We start from the raw sequence: 15,112 nt of genomic DNA, 5'->3' as shown, positions 1-15,112 counted from the left end.
ACTCACACCGCAATGCGCTTCCAGCGCACCGCAAAAACTGGCGCTGCCAAACGCCAGTGCCACCGTGGAGCCGGCTTCGCCGGGCCACCGGTGGCATCCCCCTCGGGGGAAGGCCCGCAGCGCCTCAGGGGGGCTTCTCTAGATATCAGAAGAAAAGTCGCCCTTGGCATGGCGCTCTTCGACGGCGCGCACGAAGGTCGGCACGCCGCCGCGCAGCACGATGATGAATTCATCGACCACGGCCACCCACAGCAGGATGGAGCCGAGCGCGAAGCTCAGCTGCGGAATCCACAGCGGCATGGGCAGGAGGCCTTGGGAGATGTCGTTGAACTCCCAGCTTTCGTAGGTGTAGCTGCAGGCCGCCCACATGAGGTAGCCCACGGCCACGGACCCGATCGCCAGCGACACCACCTCGAGCTGGCGGCAGCGGCGCGGGGACAGCTTTTCCAGCAGCAGCGTCACGCGCACGAAGTCGCCGTGCTTGAAGGCATGCGCCATGGCCAGGAACGCGGCGGCCGCACAGAACCAGGCCACGATGTCGTTGATGGCACCGGTGCGCAGGCCCAGCTCGCGCATGATGCTCTGCGCGATCATGAGCACGCAGATGAGCGCGATGAATGCCGCGCCCAGTGCGCCGGCGGCGAGGTAGATGCGGTCGAGCCAGCGGCGCAGCATGGTCACGGCTTACTTCTTGGCCGCAGCGGCCGTGGCCGGGCCACCCTTGCGGTAGGCCGCGATGATCGCTTCGCCTTCCGGGCCGGCTTTCTTGAGCCAGTCGGCCAGCATGATCTCGCCCACCTGGCGCATGTCGGCCATGAGCTTGGGCGCGGGGGTGACGATCTTCATGCCCTTTTCAGCGAGGGCCTTCTTGTACCACTCGGTCTTTTCGGCGCTGACCTTCCAGCCGCGAGTCTCGGCCTCGGCCGAGGCCTTGAGCAGGGCGTCCTGGCTGGGCTTGTCGAGCGCGTCGAAGGCCTTCTTGTTCACGATGACCGCGTTCTTGGGCAGCCAGGCCTGGGTGTCGTGAAAGAGCTTGATGCTTTCATAGATCTTGCTGTCGTAGCCCGTGGAGCCGGAGGTCATGGTGGCTTCCACCACGCCCGTGGCCAGGGCCTGCGAGAGTTCGGCCGCCTGGATGGTCACGGGCTGCGCGCCGATCAGCTCGGCGATCTTGGCGGTGGCGGGGCTGTAGGCGCGCCACTTGATGCCGCGCAGGTCGGCCACCGAGGCCAGTTCCTTCTTGGAGTAGATGCCTTGTGGCGGCCAGGCCACGGCATACAGCAGCTTCATGCCCTGCGTGCCCAGCAGCTTGTCCAGCGAGGCCTTCTGCGCGTCGTACAGGCGCTTGGAGTCGGCATACGAGGTGGCCAGGAAGGGAATGCCGTCCACGCCGTACAGCGGGTTTTCGTTCTCGAAGTTGCCCAGCAGGATTTCGCCCGCCGGCGCCTGGCCGCCCTGCACGGCGCGCTTGATTTCGTTGGCCTTGAACAGCGAGGCGTTGGCATGCACGGTGATCTTGAGCTTGCCGGCGGTGGCGGTGTCCACGTCCTTGGCGAACTGCATCAGGTTCTCCGTGTGGAAGTTGCTCACCGGGTAGGCGGCCGCAAGGTCCCATTTGGCCTGGGCCTGGGCCGAGGTGGCAGACATGCCCAGTGCCAGGGCCATTCCCAGGGCAGTGGTGGAGAAGATTCGACGCTTCATGGAGTGCTCCGCAAGGTGGATCGTGGGGGTAAGCCACTGTATAGAAAGCAATCGGCCGTGGCATAGGTGTTTTGCCTAAACGCTGACAAATTGCCAACAAATCATTGTCGAGTTGCCTACAATGGCCTATGCATATCCCGTGCCAGATTCGACTGTTGTGGAGGCGGTGTTCATGAAACCAGGGGCCAAGGCCAAGGGCGATTCCGGTCCGATCGTGTCGTCCGCGCACCTGGTGTCGGCGCAGAGCGCGGAGATGAGCGAGTTCGAGTTCGGGCTCATCGTCGCGGGCAATGCCTTTCACCGCTGGGTGGTGCATTGCATGTCGGCTGCCGGCCTGAAGGACCTGACCCCGCTGGATGTGGTGGTGCTGCACCACGTGACGCACCGCGCGCGCGACAAACGCCTGGCCGACATCTGCTTCATCATGAACGTGGAAGACACGCACCTGGTGAACTACGCGCTCAAGAAGCTGCAGAACCTGGGGGTCGTCGCATCGCAGAAGAACGGCAAGGAAGTGACCTATGCCGCCACCGAATCCGGCCGCGCCTACGTGCAGCGCTACCGCGAGATCCGCGAGAGCTGCCTGATCGATGCGCTGCAGGCGGACGATTCGCTCAACCGCGACATTGGCGAGCTGGCCCGGTTGCTGCGTGTGCTTTCCGGCATGTACGACCAGGCGGCGCGCTCGGCCGCCTCCCTGTGACCCGCGGCACGCACGGTATTTCAATCCAACAATGCTCCTGCGCTTGGTGCACAAGCGCAAAAAGCTATCAATAACATAGCAAAAGATGTCCAACCAACCTTCCCCCATGTCCCGCTGGCAGTTCTGGATCGACCGGGGGGGCACCTTCACCGACGTGGTGGGCAAGCGGCCCGACGGCAGCCTGGTCACGCACAAGCTGCTGTCCGAGAACCCCGAGCAGTACAAGGACGCCGCCGTGGCGGGCATCCGCCACCTGCTGGGCCTTGCACCTGGCGAGCCGGTGACACCCGCACTGGTGGAGTGCGTGAAGATGGGTACCACGGTGGCCACCAACGCGCTGCTGGAGCGCAAGGGCGAGCCCACGCTGCTCATCACCACCAAGGGCTTCAAGGATGCGCTACGCATCGCGTACCAGAACCGTCCGCGTTTGTTCGACCGGCGCATCGTGCTGCCCGAGCTGCTGTACGAGCGCGTGGTCGAGGCCCAGGAGCGCGTGGGCGCGCGCGGCGAGGTGATCGAGCCGCTGGATGAGGCGCACCTCAAGGAACGCCTGTGGGCCGCCTATGACGCGGGCCTGCGCAGCGCAGCCGTCGTGTTCATGCACGGCTACCGCTACACCGCGCACGAAGAGGCCGCCGCGCGCATCGCGCGCGAGGTGGGCTTCACGCAGGTGAGCGCCTCGCACGCCACCAGCCCCATGATGAAGTTCGTGAGCCGGGGCGACACCACCGTGGTGGACGCCTACCTCTCGCCCATCCTGCGCCGCTATGTGGAGCAGGTCGCCCGCGAGATGCCGGGCGTCAAGCTGTTCTTCATGCAATCGTCGGGCGGGCTGACCGATGCGCAGGTGTTCCAGGGCAAGGACGCGATCCTGAGTGGCCCCGCGGGCGGCATCGTGGGCATGGCGCGCACCGCCGGGCTGGCGGGGCACGCCAAGGTGATCGGCTTCGACATGGGCGGCACCTCCACCGACGTGAGCCACTACGCGGGGGAGTTCGAGCGCGAGTTCGAGACCCAGGTGGCCGGCGTGCGCATGCGCGCCCCGATGATGAGCATTCACACCGTGGCCGCCGGTGGCGGTTCCATCCTGGGGTTCGACGGCGCGCGCTTTCGCGTGGGCCCCCAGAGCGCGGGCGCCAACCCCGGCCCCGCCAGCTACCGCCGGGGCGGCCCGCTGGCCGTCACCGACGCCAATGTGATGGTGGGCAAGATCCAGCCTGCGCATTTCCCGAAGGTGTTTGGCCACGGCGCCAACGAGGCGCTGGATGGCGATGCCGTGGTGCAGAAATTCGATGGCCTTGCCACGCAGGCCGGGCGCAAGGCCGAGGATGTCGCCCACGGCTTCATCCAGATCGCCGTGCAGCAGATGGCCAACGCGATCAAGAAGATCAGCGTGGCACGCGGCTACGACGTGACGCGCTACACGCTGCAATGCTTTGGCGGCGCGGGCGGCCAGCACGCCTGCCTGGTGGCCGATGCCCTGGGCATGACGCGGGTGTTCGTGCACCCGCTGGCGGGCGTGCTCAGTGCCTACGGCATGGGCCTGGCGGACCAGAACGTGATCCGCGAGCAGGCGGTGGAGGCCAAGTTGGCGCCCGAGGCGTTGACGGGTATCGAAGCCACGCTGGAACAACTGGCCACCACCGCGCGCACCGAGCTGGAGCGCCAGCAGGCGGGTGCAGGCACAGCCGTGGTGCACCGCCGCGTGCACGTGCGCTACGAGGGCAGCGACTCCGCGCTCATCGTCCCGTTGGGCTCGCTGGCCGAAATCACCGCCGCGTTCGAGAACGCCTACCGCCAGCGCTTTGCGTTCCTCATGCAGGGCAAGGGCCTGGTGGTGGAGGCCGTGTCGGTGGAGGCCGTGCTGCCCGGCGACGCGCCCGTGGAGCCGCGCCACACGCTGCAGCCCGCGCGCGAGGTGCCGCGCCGCAGCACCGTGCGCATGTACACCGGCGGCATCGACGGCGTGGCCGCGTGGCATGACGCCGCGCTCGTGGTGCGCGAAGACTTGCGCCCTGGCGATGTGATCCCCGGCCCGGCCATCATTGCCGAGAAGAACGCCACCACCATCGTCGAGCCCGGCTGGGAGGCCCGGCTGACCGAGCTGGACCATCTGCTGCTCGACCGCCGCGTGGCCCGTGCCGTGCAGCATGCGGTGGGCACCACGGTGGACCCGGTGCTGCTCGAAGTGTTCAACAACCTGTTCATGAACATCGCCGAGCAGATGGGGCTGCAGCTGCAGAACACGGCGTACTCGGTGAACATCAAGGAGCGGCTGGACTTCAGTTGCGCGCTGTTCGACACGGCGGGCAACCTGATCGCCAACGCGCCGCACATGCCGGTGCATCTGGGCTCGATGGGTGAGAGCATCAAGACGGTGATCCGCGAGAACGCGGGCAAGATGCAGCCGGGTGATGTGTATGTGCTCAACGACCCGTACCACGGTGGCACGCACTTGCCAGACATCACCGTCATCACGCCGGTCTACCTTGCCGACGAGGCCGCGCCCACGTTCTACGTGGGCAGCCGGGGCCACCACGCCGATGTGGGCGGCACCACCCCCGGCTCCATGCCGCCGTTCTCCACGCGCATCGAGGAAGAGGGCGTGCAGATCAACAACGTGAAGCTGGTCGAGCGCGGCGTGCTGCGCGAGGCGGAGATGGTCGCTCTGCTCGAAAGCGGCGAATACCCCAGCCGCAACCCGCAGCAGAACATGGCCGATTTGCGCGCGCAGATCGCGGCCAACGAAAAGGGCCAGCAGGAGCTGCGCCGCATGGTCGGCGAGTTCGGCCTGGATGTGGTGTTGGCCTACATGCGCCACGTGCAGGACAACGCCGAGGAATCGGTGCGCCGTGTCATCACGCGCCTGAAGGATGGTGCGTTCACGCTGCCCCTGGACAACGGCGCGCAGATCAGCGTGGCCGTGAAGGTGGACGCGAAGAACCGCAGCGCCACCATCGACTTCACCGGCACCAGCGCGCAGCAGACGAACAACTTCAATGCACCCACGGCGGTGTGCATGGCGGCGGTGCTGTATGTGTTCCGCACGCTGGTGGATGACGACATTCCGCTCAACGCGGGGTGCCTGAAGCCGCTCAACGTCATCATTCCGCCCGGCAGCATGCTCAACCCCAACCCGCCGGCCTCGGTGGTGGCGGGCAATGTGGAGACTTCCACCTGCATCACCAACGCACTGTATGGCGCGCTGGGCCTGATGGCGGCGGGGCAGTGCACCATGAACAACTTCACCTTTGGCAGCACGCGCTACCAGTATTACGAGACGATCTCGGGCGGCAGCGGCGCGGGGGGCGTGTGGGATGCCAACGGGCAACTGGCGGGTGGCTTTGCAGGCACCAGCGTCGTGCAGTGCCACATGACCAACTCGCGCCTGACGGACCCCGAGGTGCTGGAGTTCCGCTTCCCCGTGCGGCTGGAGGGCTACGAGATCCGCAAGGGCTCGGGCGGCGCCGGGCAGTGGAAGGGCGGCGACGGTGGCATCCGCCGCGTGCGCTTCCTGGAGCCCATGACGGCCAGCATCCTGTCGAACGGCCGCCACCATGGCGCATTTGGCATGGCGGGCGGCCAGCCGGGTGCCGTGGGCATCAACAAGGTGGTGCGCAGCGATGGCCGGGTGGAGCTGCTGGACCACATCGGCCAGGCCGAGATGCAACCGGGCGACGTGTTTGAAATCCACACGCCGGGCGGCGGCGGATTCGGATCTTCAGGCCAAAAATAGTGATGAAAATGGCCGCTGGCGCTTGTCCATCAAGCGCTGGCAGCTATTAATTCAGGAGTCTTCGGTTTCCTGTGCTGCCCTGGGTTGGCTCAGGCTCGGGGGCACATTCAGCCCCATCTGCCGCGCGCGGAACAGTGCCGCGCGCATCAAGAAGATCGACATGATCGGCACCGTGATCGCCACGAACACGGCGATCAGCAGCGCATGCAGCGCCAGGCTGCGGTCGGCCACCGAGAAGTACAGCACCGTGCCATGCATGATCAGCCAGCAGCCCAGCGTGGCGATGATGGCGGGCGCATGCACGCGCTCGAAGAACGTGGGCAGGCGCAGCAGGCCGGTGGAGCCCAGCAGCGCCAGCCCCGCACCCGACAGCACCAGCACGGCCACGATGATTTCGAGCCACAGCGGAAGAACGGCGATGGTGGCGGCTTCGGTCATTCGATCACCTCGCCACGCAGCAAAAACTTGGCCATGGCCATGGAGCCGACAAAACTGAACAGCGCCAGCAGCAGGGCGGCCTCGAAGTAGTTCTTGCTGCCGTACAGCAGGCCCAGCACCAGCATCACCAGCATGCCGCTGAGGTACATGCAGTCGAGCGCCAGCACGCGGTCCTGCGCGGAAGGGCCCTTGAGCAGGCGGATCAGCGCGCAGCCCATGGCCAGGGCCAGCATGAACAGGGCGATGGGCAGGGCCCAATCCAGGATCGGTGTCATTCAAAGATCTCCATCAAGGGGCGTTCGTAGCGCTGCTTGACGCTGGCGGCCATGGCTTCGGCGTCGTCCAGCTCCAGCACGTGCAGCAGCAGCATGCTGCGGTCCAGCGAGAGTTCGGCCCAGGCGGTGCCGGGGGTGATGCAGACGATCGTGGCCAGCACGGCCAGGGCATTGGGGTCGCGCACGTCCAGCGGAATGTGCACGAAGCCCGAGGGGTGCCGCCGGCGGCCCGGCGCGAGCAGCAGGCGCGCCACGGCCAGGTTGGAGCGGGTGGTGTCCGCCACCACCGTGAATGCCAGGCGCAGCACGGCACCGGGTTTGCGGATGCGCACGGGCAACGGGCGCAGCCCGGCCGTGAGCAGCGGGATGGCCAGCGCGAGCACCGTGCCCAGCACGATGTGGCCCGCGCTCAGGCTGCGGTTGAGCAGCAGCCACAGCGCCAGCAGCGCCAGCGAGAGCACGGGGGCGGGCACCAGGCGCTTGAAGGGCCGCTGCACGGGGGTGTTGCGGGGCTTCATGGGGGCGTGGTTCCTTGGGGTGCGGGCGCATCCGCGTGGGGCGGGTTGGGCACCGGCGCGGCGGTCATCACGGCGCGCACATAGGTGGACGGGGCATGCAGCGCGTCGGCCGTGGCCTGGGTGTAGCGCATCACGGCCCCCGCCTGCCATACCAGGGCCGCGCTGGCCAGCAGCAGCAGCGCGATGGGCAGGCCTTCCAGCACCAGCAGCTTGGGGGATGTGCGGTCGTGCGCCGCCCAGAAATGGCGGATGCCCGCGCGCGTGAGCGCCAGCAGCGCGAGCAGGCCCGACCCCACCAGCAGCGCCACCAGCATCCAGCCCGCGGCGCCCAGTTGGAATCCGTGGGATGCCCCCAGGCCCAGCGGATTGAAGAGCGCGTGGACCATGGCGAACTTGCCCACGAAGCCCGGCAGGGGCGGCAGGCCCGCGATGATCAGCGTGCAGGCCATGAACGCCAGCCCCAGGAACGCCGCCGCCGCAGGGATGACCTGGCCGATGAGTGCCTCCTCCTGGTCGTCGAGGTTCATGCCTTCGGTGGGCACCAGGTCGGCCGACAGGAACGGGGCGTCGTCGGTCTGCTCGTAGGGGGCGAGGTTGGAGCCGTCGTTGCGCCAGCGGTCGATCAGGTCGGCCAGCAGGAACAGCGCGCTCACGGCCAGCGTGGAGCTGAGCAGGTAGTACAGCAGCCCGGCCGTGAGCAGGTTCTGCCCGAAGCCGACCGCCGCCAGCAGCGTGCCCGACGACAGGATGGCGCTGAAGCCCGCCAGGTGCCCCAGGCGCTGCGAGCCCAGCATGCCGATGGCGCCGAAGGCCATCGTGAGCATGCCGCCGCCGATGAGCCACTGGCCGCCGAACTGGGCCGATTCGCCGGCCTCGGCGCCGAACAGCAGTGTCCACAGCCGCAGCACGCTGTACACGCCCACCTTGGTCATCAGCGCGAACAGCGCCCCCACGGGGGCCGTGGCCGCGCTGTAGGCGGGTACCAGCCAAAAATTGAGGGGCCATACCGCCGCCTTGATGAGAAAGGCCACCGCGAGGACCGCCGCAGCGGCGTGCAGCAGGCCGCGGTCCGCTGGCGCGACGGCGGCGATGTTCTGCGCCAGGTCGGCCATGTTCAGGGTGCCGGTGATGCCGTAGAGCATGGACACGCCGATCAGGAACAGCGACGAGGCCGCCAGGTTGATGGCGATGTAGTGCAGCCCCGCCGACACGCGCGGGCGGCCCGAGCCGTGCAGCAGCAGGCCGTAGGACGCGGCCAGCATGATCTCGAAGAACACGAACAGGTTGAACAGGTCGGCCGTGAGGAACGCGCCCGCCAGCCCCATGAGCTGGAACTGGAACAGCGGGTGGAAGTGCACCCCCGCGCGGTGCCAGCGCGCCGCCGAGAACAGCACGGTGGCCAGCGCCACGGTGCTGGCGAGCACCAGCATCATGGCGGAGAGCCGGTCGATGCCGAGCACGATGCCGAACGGCGCCGGCCAGTTGCCCGGCAGGTACACCGCCAGGCTGTTGTGAAGGGCGGGGTCCTTGGCCTGCACGAGCAGCAGCACGGCCACCACCAGGCCCAGGAAGGTCGAGGCGATGTTGAGCGTGACCTTGGTGCGCTGGCGCTCCTCGCGCAGCAGCAGCATGAGCCCGGCCGTGAGCAGGGGCAGCGCGATCGGCGCCAGGATCAGGTGCGGCATCAGCCGCTCCAGTAGGAGGTGCACGGATGTCATGTCAGGACTCCATGGCGCTGCGCATGAAAAGGGCGCGCCTCAGGCCAGGGCAGCCGAGCCAGGGCCGCCCCGCCGCGAGGGCTGCGTCCCCCTGCCCGCAGCGCACAGCGCTGCGAGATCGGGGGGAAGCGGCGAAGCCGCTCAGGGGGGTGTTCTTCATCATGGCATTTCCTGCACGTCTTTGCCCTTGGTGCCGTCCACATGGTCGGTGCCCGCCATGCCGCGCGATGCCAGCAGCACCACGAGGAAGAGGGCGGTCATGGCGAAGCCGATCACGATGGCCGTGAGCGTGAGCGCCTGGGGCATGGGGTCGGCGTAGTGGGCCAGGTCCTGGGGCAGGCCGGGCTGCAGCACGGGCTCCTTGTCGATGGCCAGGCCCAGGCGGCCCATGCTGAAGATGAAGAGGTTGACGGCGTACGACAGCAGCGACAGGCCCATGATGATCTGGAAGGTGCGGGGGCGCAGCAGCAGCCACACGCCCGAGCCGGTGAGCACGCCGATGGCCAGGGCCAGAATCAGTTCCATGGGCCTTCTCCCTGTGTCGCCGCGGCGGCCTGCACCTCATCGGCCGTGCGTGCGTTGTTGTAGCGGTGGCTGCGCACCGACTGGTGGGCGATGCCGGTGAGGATGAGCATGGTCGAGCCCACCACCAGCGTGAACACGCCGATGTCGAAGAACAGCGCGCTGGCCACGTGCACCTCGCCCACCCAGGGCAGGTGCAGGTGGGCCGTGTGGCTGGTCAGGAAGGGGTAGCCCCAGGCCCAGGCCCCCAGGCCGGTGGCCAGCGCGACCAGCAGGCCCACGCCGATCCAGCGGCGCGGGTACAGGGGCAGGTGGGCTTCGACCCACGAGGTGCCCGAGACGATGTACTGCAGCAGCAGCGCCACCGAGAACACCAGCCCCGCCACGAAACCGCCGCCGGGCTCGTTGTGCCCGCGCATGAACAGGTACATGGACACGAGGGTCGCGAACGGCAGCATCAGCCGCACCAGCACGGCGGGCACCATGAGGTAGCCCACGGCGGTGTCGGCGGTTTGGCGCGGGTTGGACAGGTCGGTGTCCACATCGGCGGGCAGCGCGCGCTGCTGGGGCGGCAGGTCCATCACCTCGCGCGCGGGCCGAAAGCGCCGCAGCAGCGCATACACCGTCAGGGCCACGATGCCCAGCACCACGATCTCGCCAAAGGTGTCGAAGCCCCGGAAGTCCACCAGCATCACGTTGACGACATTGGTGCCCCCGCCTTCGCTGAGCGCGCGCTCCAGGAAGAAGGTGGAGGTGCTGTCGGGGAAGGGCCGGCTCATCATCGCGAACGACAGCAGGGCCATGCCCGCACCCGTGGTCAGCGCCAGCGCCATGTCGCGGTAGCGGCGCAGCTGGGTGCGGCGCTCTTCGGCCAGCGTGGGCTTGCGCAGGGCCTCGTCGCGGCGCGGCAGCCAGCGCAGGCCCAGCAGGATGAGGATGGTCGTCACGACCTCCACCACGATCTGCGTGAGCGCCAGGTCGGGGGCTGAAAACCAGAGGAAGGTCAGGCACACGCACAGCCCCGCGCCACCCAGCAGGGTGAGCGCCGCCAGACGGTGGTACTTGGCCTGCCAGGCCGCCGCCATGGCGCACAGCCCGCCCAGCAGCCACAGCAGCGCGAAGGCCGGAGACAGCGGCAGCTGCGCCCGGTCGCCAATGGGCAGGCCACGAGCCCACAGGGGCAGCACGCAGGCCACCAGCGCGGCACTCACCAGCCACAGCATCTGCCACTGCAGCCGCCCGGTGCCCAGCATCCGGCGGCCATGGCGGCCCCACTGGGTGACGGCCGCCAGGGTGCCTTCGAACAGCCGCTGGCCGCTGATGTGGTGCATGACCGGCGGCGCATCCAGCACGCCTTTTTCGCGCTGCCAGCGCAGCAGGGCATACAGCGCGATGCCCCCGCCCAGGGCCACCAGGCTCATCACGAACGGTGTGTTGAACCCGTGCCAGACCGCCAGGCTGTAGGTGGGCAGCTCGCCCCCCACCACCGGCCCTGCGGCCGCGGCCAGGTAGGCGCCCACGGACCAGGCAGGCAGCGTGCCCACCACCAGGCAGGCCAGCACGAGGAGTTCCACCGGCACCCGCATCCAGTGCGGCGGCTCGTGGGGTGGGCGCGGCAGGTCGGTGGCGGGCGGGCCCCAGAACACATCCACCGTGAAGCGCAGCGAATACGCCACGCTGAACATGCCCGCCACGGTGGCGGCCACGGGCAGCAGCCATTCCAGCATCGGCGTGGTGTTCACGTACACCGTTTCGGCAAAGAACATTTCCTTGGACAGGAAGCCGTTGAGCAGCGGCACGCCGGCCATCGCCGCGCTGGCCACCATGGCCAGCGTGGCGGTGATGGGCATCATCGTGCGCAGGCCCGACAGGCGGCGGATGTCGCGCGTGCCACTTTCATGGTCCACGATGCCCACGGCCATGAACAGCGAAGCCTTGAAGGTGGCGTGGTTCATGATGTGGAACACGGCGGCCACGGCGGCCAGCGGGCTGTTCAGGCCGAGCAGCAGGGTGATGAGCCCGAGGTGCGAGATGGTCGAATAGGCCAGCAGGCCCTTGAGGTCGTTCTGGAACATGGCCGCGTAGCCACCCACCAGCAGCGTGCAAAGGCCCGCCCCCCCCACCAGCCAGAACCATGCCTCGGTGCCCGCGAGCGCGGGCCACATCCGCGCCAGCAAGAACACGCCCGCCTTGACCATGGTGGCCGAGTGCAGGTACGCCGACACAGGCGTGGGCGCGGCCATGGCGTGGGGCAGCCAGAAGTGGAACGGGAACTGCGCGCTCTTGGTCAGCGCGCCCAGCAGGATCAGCACCAGCGCGGTCAGGTACAGCGGGTGCGCCTTGATCAGTGCGCCGGCGGCCAGCACGTGGTCGAGGTCGTAGCTGCCCACGATGTGGCCCAACACCAGCATGCCGGCCAGCATGCACAGGCCGCCCGTGCCCGTGACCGTGAGCGCCATGCGTGCCCCACGCCGCGCATCCTTGCGGTGGTGCCAGTAGCCGATCAGCAGGAAGGAGAACAGGCTGGTCAGCTCCCAGAAGAACGCGATCTGGATGATGTTGCCCGACAGCACCACGCCCGCCATCGCACCCATGAACGCCAGGAAGAACGCAAAAAAGCGCGGCACCGGGTCGGCCGCCGACATGTAGTAGCGCGCATACAGCACCACCAGGCTGCCCACGCCCAGCACCAGCATGCAGAACATCCACGCGAAACCGTCCATGCGGATGACCAGGTTCAGGCCCAGCGCGGGCAGCCACTCGATCTCCTGCCGCAATACGCCGCCGTCGGCGATCTCGGGAAAACACAGCGCGACCTGCACGGTGCAGAACACGGCGATTAGCCCCGCCAGCGTGGACTCGGTGTTGCGCGCATTGGCGGGCAGCACGGCCGCCAGAAGGCTGCCGATGAAGGGAAGGAGAATGAGGGTGATCAGGGGCATGCGCGAACAATTTTAGGGGTTCGCTCCAAAGCCCCTGCCCGGGCCTTGCCGTTGTGCAGCCGGTGGGCACAAAAAGACAAGCCCGCCGAGGCGGGCCTGAAGCCTGAAGAGCGTGCTTAGCTTTTGCTAGCGCTGGCGGCGGCAGCGTGCCCTGGCGCCGTGGCGGCAGGAGGCGCCGCATCGTTCCCCGTGCCCCCGTGGGGCTTGCGGTCCACGGCTTGTTTCCTGCTGCCGTGGTGGTTTTTCGCTTCGGCCCTGGCGGCCGCTGCGGCGCTGTATTTCTTGCCGCCGACCGTCAGGCCTTCCCTGGAGAAATTCACCGCGCTCTTGGGTCCCACGCCGCCGACACGGCCGATGAAGTCGCCCCAGTCCTTGAAAGGCGCGTTCCTGCGCTCTTCCAGGATCCGGCCCGACAGGCCGGGACCGATGCCCTTGATGCCGTCGAGTTCAGCCTCGGTGGCGGTGTTCACGTCCACGGCGGCGAATGCCGCGGCGGCACACAGCGCGGCGAAAAGGGCAAGCAGTTTCTTCAGCATGGCGAATGGTCTCCTGGTGGGGGTGGCGCGGCCTGGCCCGGCGGCTTTCAGAGTTCCTCGACGCGGCGCGCCGGATAGCTGTCCCAGGTCTGGCAGCCGGGGCACTGCCAGAAATGCTGGCGTGCCTCGAACCCGCAGGCCGCGCAGCGGTAGCGGGTGAGCGGCTTGACGGCATGCTCCAGCGCACGCTGGATCTGGGGGTGGAACTCCTCGTGCTCCAGCTTCTCGGCGGCCAGCCATTTGGCGGCGGCCACGAGCGAGCGTTCCTTGTCCAGGTGCTGCACATAGCGCTGCCGTGCCGTGCCGCGCGTGGCGTCGTCGGCGGCTTCCATGGCCACGATGCTTTCGAGCACGTCCAGGGACGGTGCCTGCGCGTAGTGCGCCTGCAGCAGCGCCTGCGCTTCCGGTGTGCGCCCCGTGGCGGTGGCGGCCTCGACGAGCAGCGCGGCGGCCAGGGGCAAAGCGGCGGGGTTGCGCTCGCCCAGTGTTTTCAGGGTGGCCAGCACGGCGGCGGGCTGGCCCATGAGGCGCTGCAGGCGCGCCAGCTCGATGCGCGCGCGGGCGGCCTCCGGGGCGGCGGCCACGGCCTGCTCCAGCAGGGCCTGGGCACCGGGCAGGTCCCCCTGGGTGCTCAGCGCCAGGGCCTGCTCGCACAGGTAGTGGGCCTGGCGGGTGCTGAAGTCTCCCTGATCGGCGTCGTGCATCTTGCGGGCGATGGTGGCGGCATGGGGCCAGTCGCGCGAACGTTCATAGATGGCCAGCAGCGCCAGGCGGGCCTGGGCCTCGAAGGGGGTGCCTTCCAGGCGGTGCAGGGCTTCTTCCGCGCGGTCGAGCAGGCCGGCCTTGAGGAAGTCGAGCGCCAGCGCGTGCTGGGCACGCTCGCGGTCGGTGCGGGAGAGGTCGCCGCGCGAGAGCAGGTGCTCGTGCACGCGCACGGCACGGTCGTATTCGCCCCGGCGGCGGAACAGGTTGCCCAGCGCAAAGTGCAGCTCCGAGGTGTCGGGGTCGTTCTGCACCGCCTCGATGAAGGCGTCGATGGCCTGGTCCTGCTGCTCGTTGAGCAGGAAGTTCAGGCCCTTGAAGTAGGCCTTGGGCGCGCGGCGGTTCTCGGCGCGCAGCTGGCGCAGGTCGAAGCGCGATGCCAGCCAGCCCAGCACGAAGGCCACGGGCAGGCCCAGCAGAATCCAGGTCAGGTCAAATTCCATGGGCGGAGGGCAGGTCGGGCGGTGGTGGCGGGGCAGGGGGGGCCGTGCTGGCCGCGGCGGCGGGTGCCGATGCCGGCGCGGGGGACGCCACGGCGGCATGGGCGCGGCGCGCGGCGGCGCGGTGCCTCCACCAGCGCGGCACCATGCCCAGCACCCCGACGGCCAGGCCTGCCGAGAAGGCGGTCAGCACCACCAGCACCAGGGGGGCGCGCCATTGGGTGCCAAAGAAGAAGTGCACGGTGGCGTCCTGCTGGTTGTTCAGCGCGAAGGCAAACAGCGTAAAAAAAATGGCTGCCTTGAGCAGCCACAGGAGGTATTTCATCGGTCTCCCCAGTGGTGGGGCGATTCTAAGAGCTTGCGCATGCGGGGCGGCGGGGCTCCCGGAGGGCTGGTATCCAGATCAAAAAGGCCTTTAGCGCTTGCTCATCAAGCGCTGATAGCTATCATTTTTGAATGGATGCGTTGCTTGCCGTGCCGGAGTTTTCTTCCATTTCGGCGGTGCGCTTGTCCACGGCTTCGCGCAGGGCCTTGCCGGGCTTGAAATGGGGTACGCGCTTTTCGGGGATGGCCACGGCCTCGCCGCTGCGCGGATTGCGGCCCATGCGGGGAGGGCGGTGGTTCACCGAGAAGCTGCCAAAGCCCCGGATCTCGATGCGGTGCCCACGCACCAGGGCCTCGCCCACGGCGTCCAGAATGGTCTTGACGGCGTATTCGGCATCGCGGTGTGTCAGCTGGCCGAAACGGGCGGCCAGTTCTTCGACGAGGTCTGAGCGGGTCATGGAATCTTGGGACATAGGCAGTCTTGGCTGAAAAAAGAG

Annotated in this window: 14 protein-coding genes; 2 read left to right on the top strand and 12 right to left on the bottom strand. The window is 68.1% G+C overall.

Features of this window, described 5'->3' with window-relative positions; genetic code table 11:
• Positions 1-138: 138 nt before the first annotated feature.
• A complete protein-coding gene (locus tag AC07OD_RS13655; RefSeq protein ID WP_218297597.1) occupies positions 139-675 on the bottom strand; it encodes a TRAP transporter small permease in 537 nt (178 codons plus the stop codon).
• Positions 676-684: 9 nt separating this feature from the next.
• Positions 685-1,701 (bottom strand): TRAP transporter substrate-binding protein, encoded by a 1,017-nt coding sequence (locus AC07OD_RS13650; RefSeq protein ID WP_218297493.1) that lies wholly within the window; start codon positions 1,699-1,701, stop codon positions 685-687.
• A gap of 172 nt (positions 1,702-1,873) precedes the next feature.
• Here AC07OD_RS13650 and AC07OD_RS13645 point away from each other — a divergent pair, with 172 nt between their 5' ends.
• Both AC07OD_RS13645 and AC07OD_RS13640 read left to right on the top strand, forming a co-directional pair.
• On the top strand, positions 1,874-2,404 hold the full coding sequence (locus AC07OD_RS13645; RefSeq protein WP_218297492.1) for a winged helix DNA-binding protein: 531 nt from the start codon (positions 1,874-1,876) through the stop codon (positions 2,402-2,404).
• A gap of 85 nt (positions 2,405-2,489) precedes the next feature.
• The gene (locus tag AC07OD_RS13640; RefSeq protein WP_494597121.1) at positions 2,490-6,140 is read left to right on the top strand and encodes a hydantoinase B/oxoprolinase family protein; all 3,651 of its coding nucleotides are present in this window, start codon (positions 2,490-2,492) and stop codon (positions 6,138-6,140) included.
• Positions 6,141-6,191: 51 nt separating this feature from the next.
• Here AC07OD_RS13640 and mnhG read toward each other — a convergent pair whose 3' ends face one another.
• The 10 genes from mnhG to AC07OD_RS13590 form a co-directional block, all read right to left on the bottom strand.
• On the bottom strand, positions 6,192-6,578 hold the full coding sequence (gene mnhG / locus AC07OD_RS13635) for a monovalent cation/H(+) antiporter subunit G (protein WP_218338753.1): 387 nt from the start codon (positions 6,576-6,578) through the stop codon (positions 6,192-6,194).
• Positions 6,575-6,853 (bottom strand): K+/H+ antiporter subunit F, encoded by a 279-nt coding sequence (locus tag AC07OD_RS13630; protein WP_055402533.1) that lies wholly within the window; start codon positions 6,851-6,853, stop codon positions 6,575-6,577. The genes mnhG and AC07OD_RS13630 overlap by 4 nt, the downstream gene beginning before the upstream one ends.
• Positions 6,850-7,371 carry a Na+/H+ antiporter subunit E gene (locus tag AC07OD_RS13625; protein ID WP_218297489.1) on the bottom strand — a complete coding sequence of 174 codons (522 nt, stop codon included), beginning with the start codon at positions 7,369-7,371 and terminating at the stop codon, positions 6,850-6,852. Before AC07OD_RS13625 ends, AC07OD_RS13630 begins: the two co-directional genes overlap by 4 nt.
• The gene (locus AC07OD_RS13620; RefSeq protein WP_255594897.1) at positions 7,368-9,089 is read right to left on the bottom strand and encodes a monovalent cation/H+ antiporter subunit D; all 1,722 of its coding nucleotides are present in this window, start codon (positions 9,087-9,089) and stop codon (positions 7,368-7,370) included. Before AC07OD_RS13620 ends, AC07OD_RS13625 begins: the two co-directional genes overlap by 4 nt.
• A 159-nt stretch (positions 9,090-9,248) precedes the next feature.
• Entirely contained in the window at positions 9,249-9,614 is a 366-nt protein-coding gene (locus tag AC07OD_RS13615; RefSeq protein ID WP_142146595.1) for a Na+/H+ antiporter subunit C, read from the bottom strand.
• Positions 9,605-12,553 carry a monovalent cation/H+ antiporter subunit A gene (locus tag AC07OD_RS13610; protein WP_494597117.1) on the bottom strand — a complete coding sequence of 983 codons (2,949 nt, stop codon included), beginning with the start codon at positions 12,551-12,553 and terminating at the stop codon, positions 9,605-9,607. The genes AC07OD_RS13615 and AC07OD_RS13610 overlap by 10 nt, the downstream gene beginning before the upstream one ends.
• 116 nt (positions 12,554-12,669) lie before the next feature.
• Positions 12,670-13,089 carry a ComEA family DNA-binding protein gene (locus AC07OD_RS13605; RefSeq protein ID WP_218338751.1) on the bottom strand — a complete coding sequence of 140 codons (420 nt, stop codon included), beginning with the start codon at positions 13,087-13,089 and terminating at the stop codon, positions 12,670-12,672.
• A gap of 47 nt (positions 13,090-13,136) precedes the next feature.
• Complete coding sequence (gene lapB / locus AC07OD_RS13600) at positions 13,137-14,294, bottom strand: lipopolysaccharide assembly protein LapB (protein WP_218297486.1); 1,158 nt, start codon at positions 14,292-14,294, stop codon at positions 13,137-13,139.
• Complete coding sequence (locus tag AC07OD_RS13595) at positions 14,284-14,616, bottom strand: LapA family protein (RefSeq protein WP_218297485.1); 333 nt, start codon at positions 14,614-14,616, stop codon at positions 14,284-14,286. Before AC07OD_RS13595 ends, lapB begins: the two co-directional genes overlap by 11 nt.
• A 121-nt stretch (positions 14,617-14,737) precedes the next feature.
• Positions 14,738-15,073: an integration host factor subunit beta gene (locus AC07OD_RS13590; protein WP_492255377.1), complete on the bottom strand. Its 336-nt coding sequence runs from the start codon at positions 15,071-15,073 to the stop codon at positions 14,738-14,740.
• Positions 15,074-15,112: the final 39 nt, after the last annotated feature.

The sequence above is a fragment of the Acidovorax sp. GW821-FHT10E03 genome (genome assembly GCF_059415205.1).
Note: the sequence above shows the minus strand (reverse complement) of the source record. Positions and strands in the feature narration are given on the sequence as shown.

Bases quoted from the DNA above. Each gene is read 5' to 3' on its own strand.
- AC07OD_RS13615 (WP_142146595.1), bottom strand. From the start codon at position 9,614: ATGGAACTGATTCTGGCCCTGGCCATCGGCGTGCTCACCGGCTCGGGC.
- AC07OD_RS13590 (WP_492255377.1), bottom strand. From the start codon at position 15,073: ATGACCCGCTCAGACCTCGTCGAAGAACTGGCCGCCCGTTTCGGCCAG.
- lapB (WP_218297486.1), bottom strand. From the start codon at position 14,294: ATGGAATTTGACCTGACCTGGATTCTGCTGGGCCTGCCCGTGGCCTTC.
- AC07OD_RS13640 (WP_494597121.1), top strand. From the start codon at position 2,490: ATGTCCAACCAACCTTCCCCCATGTCCCGCTGGCAGTTCTGGATCGAC.
- AC07OD_RS13625 (WP_218297489.1), bottom strand. From the start codon at position 7,371: ATGAAGCCCCGCAACACCCCCGTGCAGCGGCCCTTCAAGCGCCTGGTG.
- AC07OD_RS13650 (WP_218297493.1), bottom strand. From the start codon at position 1,701: ATGAAGCGTCGAATCTTCTCCACCACTGCCCTGGGAATGGCCCTGGCA.
- AC07OD_RS13655 (WP_218297597.1), bottom strand. From the start codon at position 675: ATGCTGCGCCGCTGGCTCGACCGCATCTACCTCGCCGCCGGCGCACTG.
- mnhG (WP_218338753.1), bottom strand. From the start codon at position 6,578: ATGACCGAAGCCGCCACCATCGCCGTTCTTCCGCTGTGGCTCGAAATC.
- AC07OD_RS13595 (WP_218297485.1), bottom strand. From the start codon at position 14,616: ATGAAATACCTCCTGTGGCTGCTCAAGGCAGCCATTTTTTTTACGCTG.
- AC07OD_RS13605 (WP_218338751.1), bottom strand. From the start codon at position 13,089: ATGCTGAAGAAACTGCTTGCCCTTTTCGCCGCGCTGTGTGCCGCCGCG.
- AC07OD_RS13630 (WP_055402533.1), bottom strand. From the start codon at position 6,853: ATGACACCGATCCTGGATTGGGCCCTGCCCATCGCCCTGTTCATGCTG.
- AC07OD_RS13645 (WP_218297492.1), top strand. From the start codon at position 1,874: ATGAAACCAGGGGCCAAGGCCAAGGGCGATTCCGGTCCGATCGTGTCG.
- AC07OD_RS13610 (WP_494597117.1), bottom strand. From the start codon at position 12,553: ATGCCCCTGATCACCCTCATTCTCCTTCCCTTCATCGGCAGCCTTCTG.
- AC07OD_RS13620 (WP_255594897.1), bottom strand. From the start codon at position 9,089: ATGACATCCGTGCACCTCCTACTGGAGCGGCTGATGCCGCACCTGATC.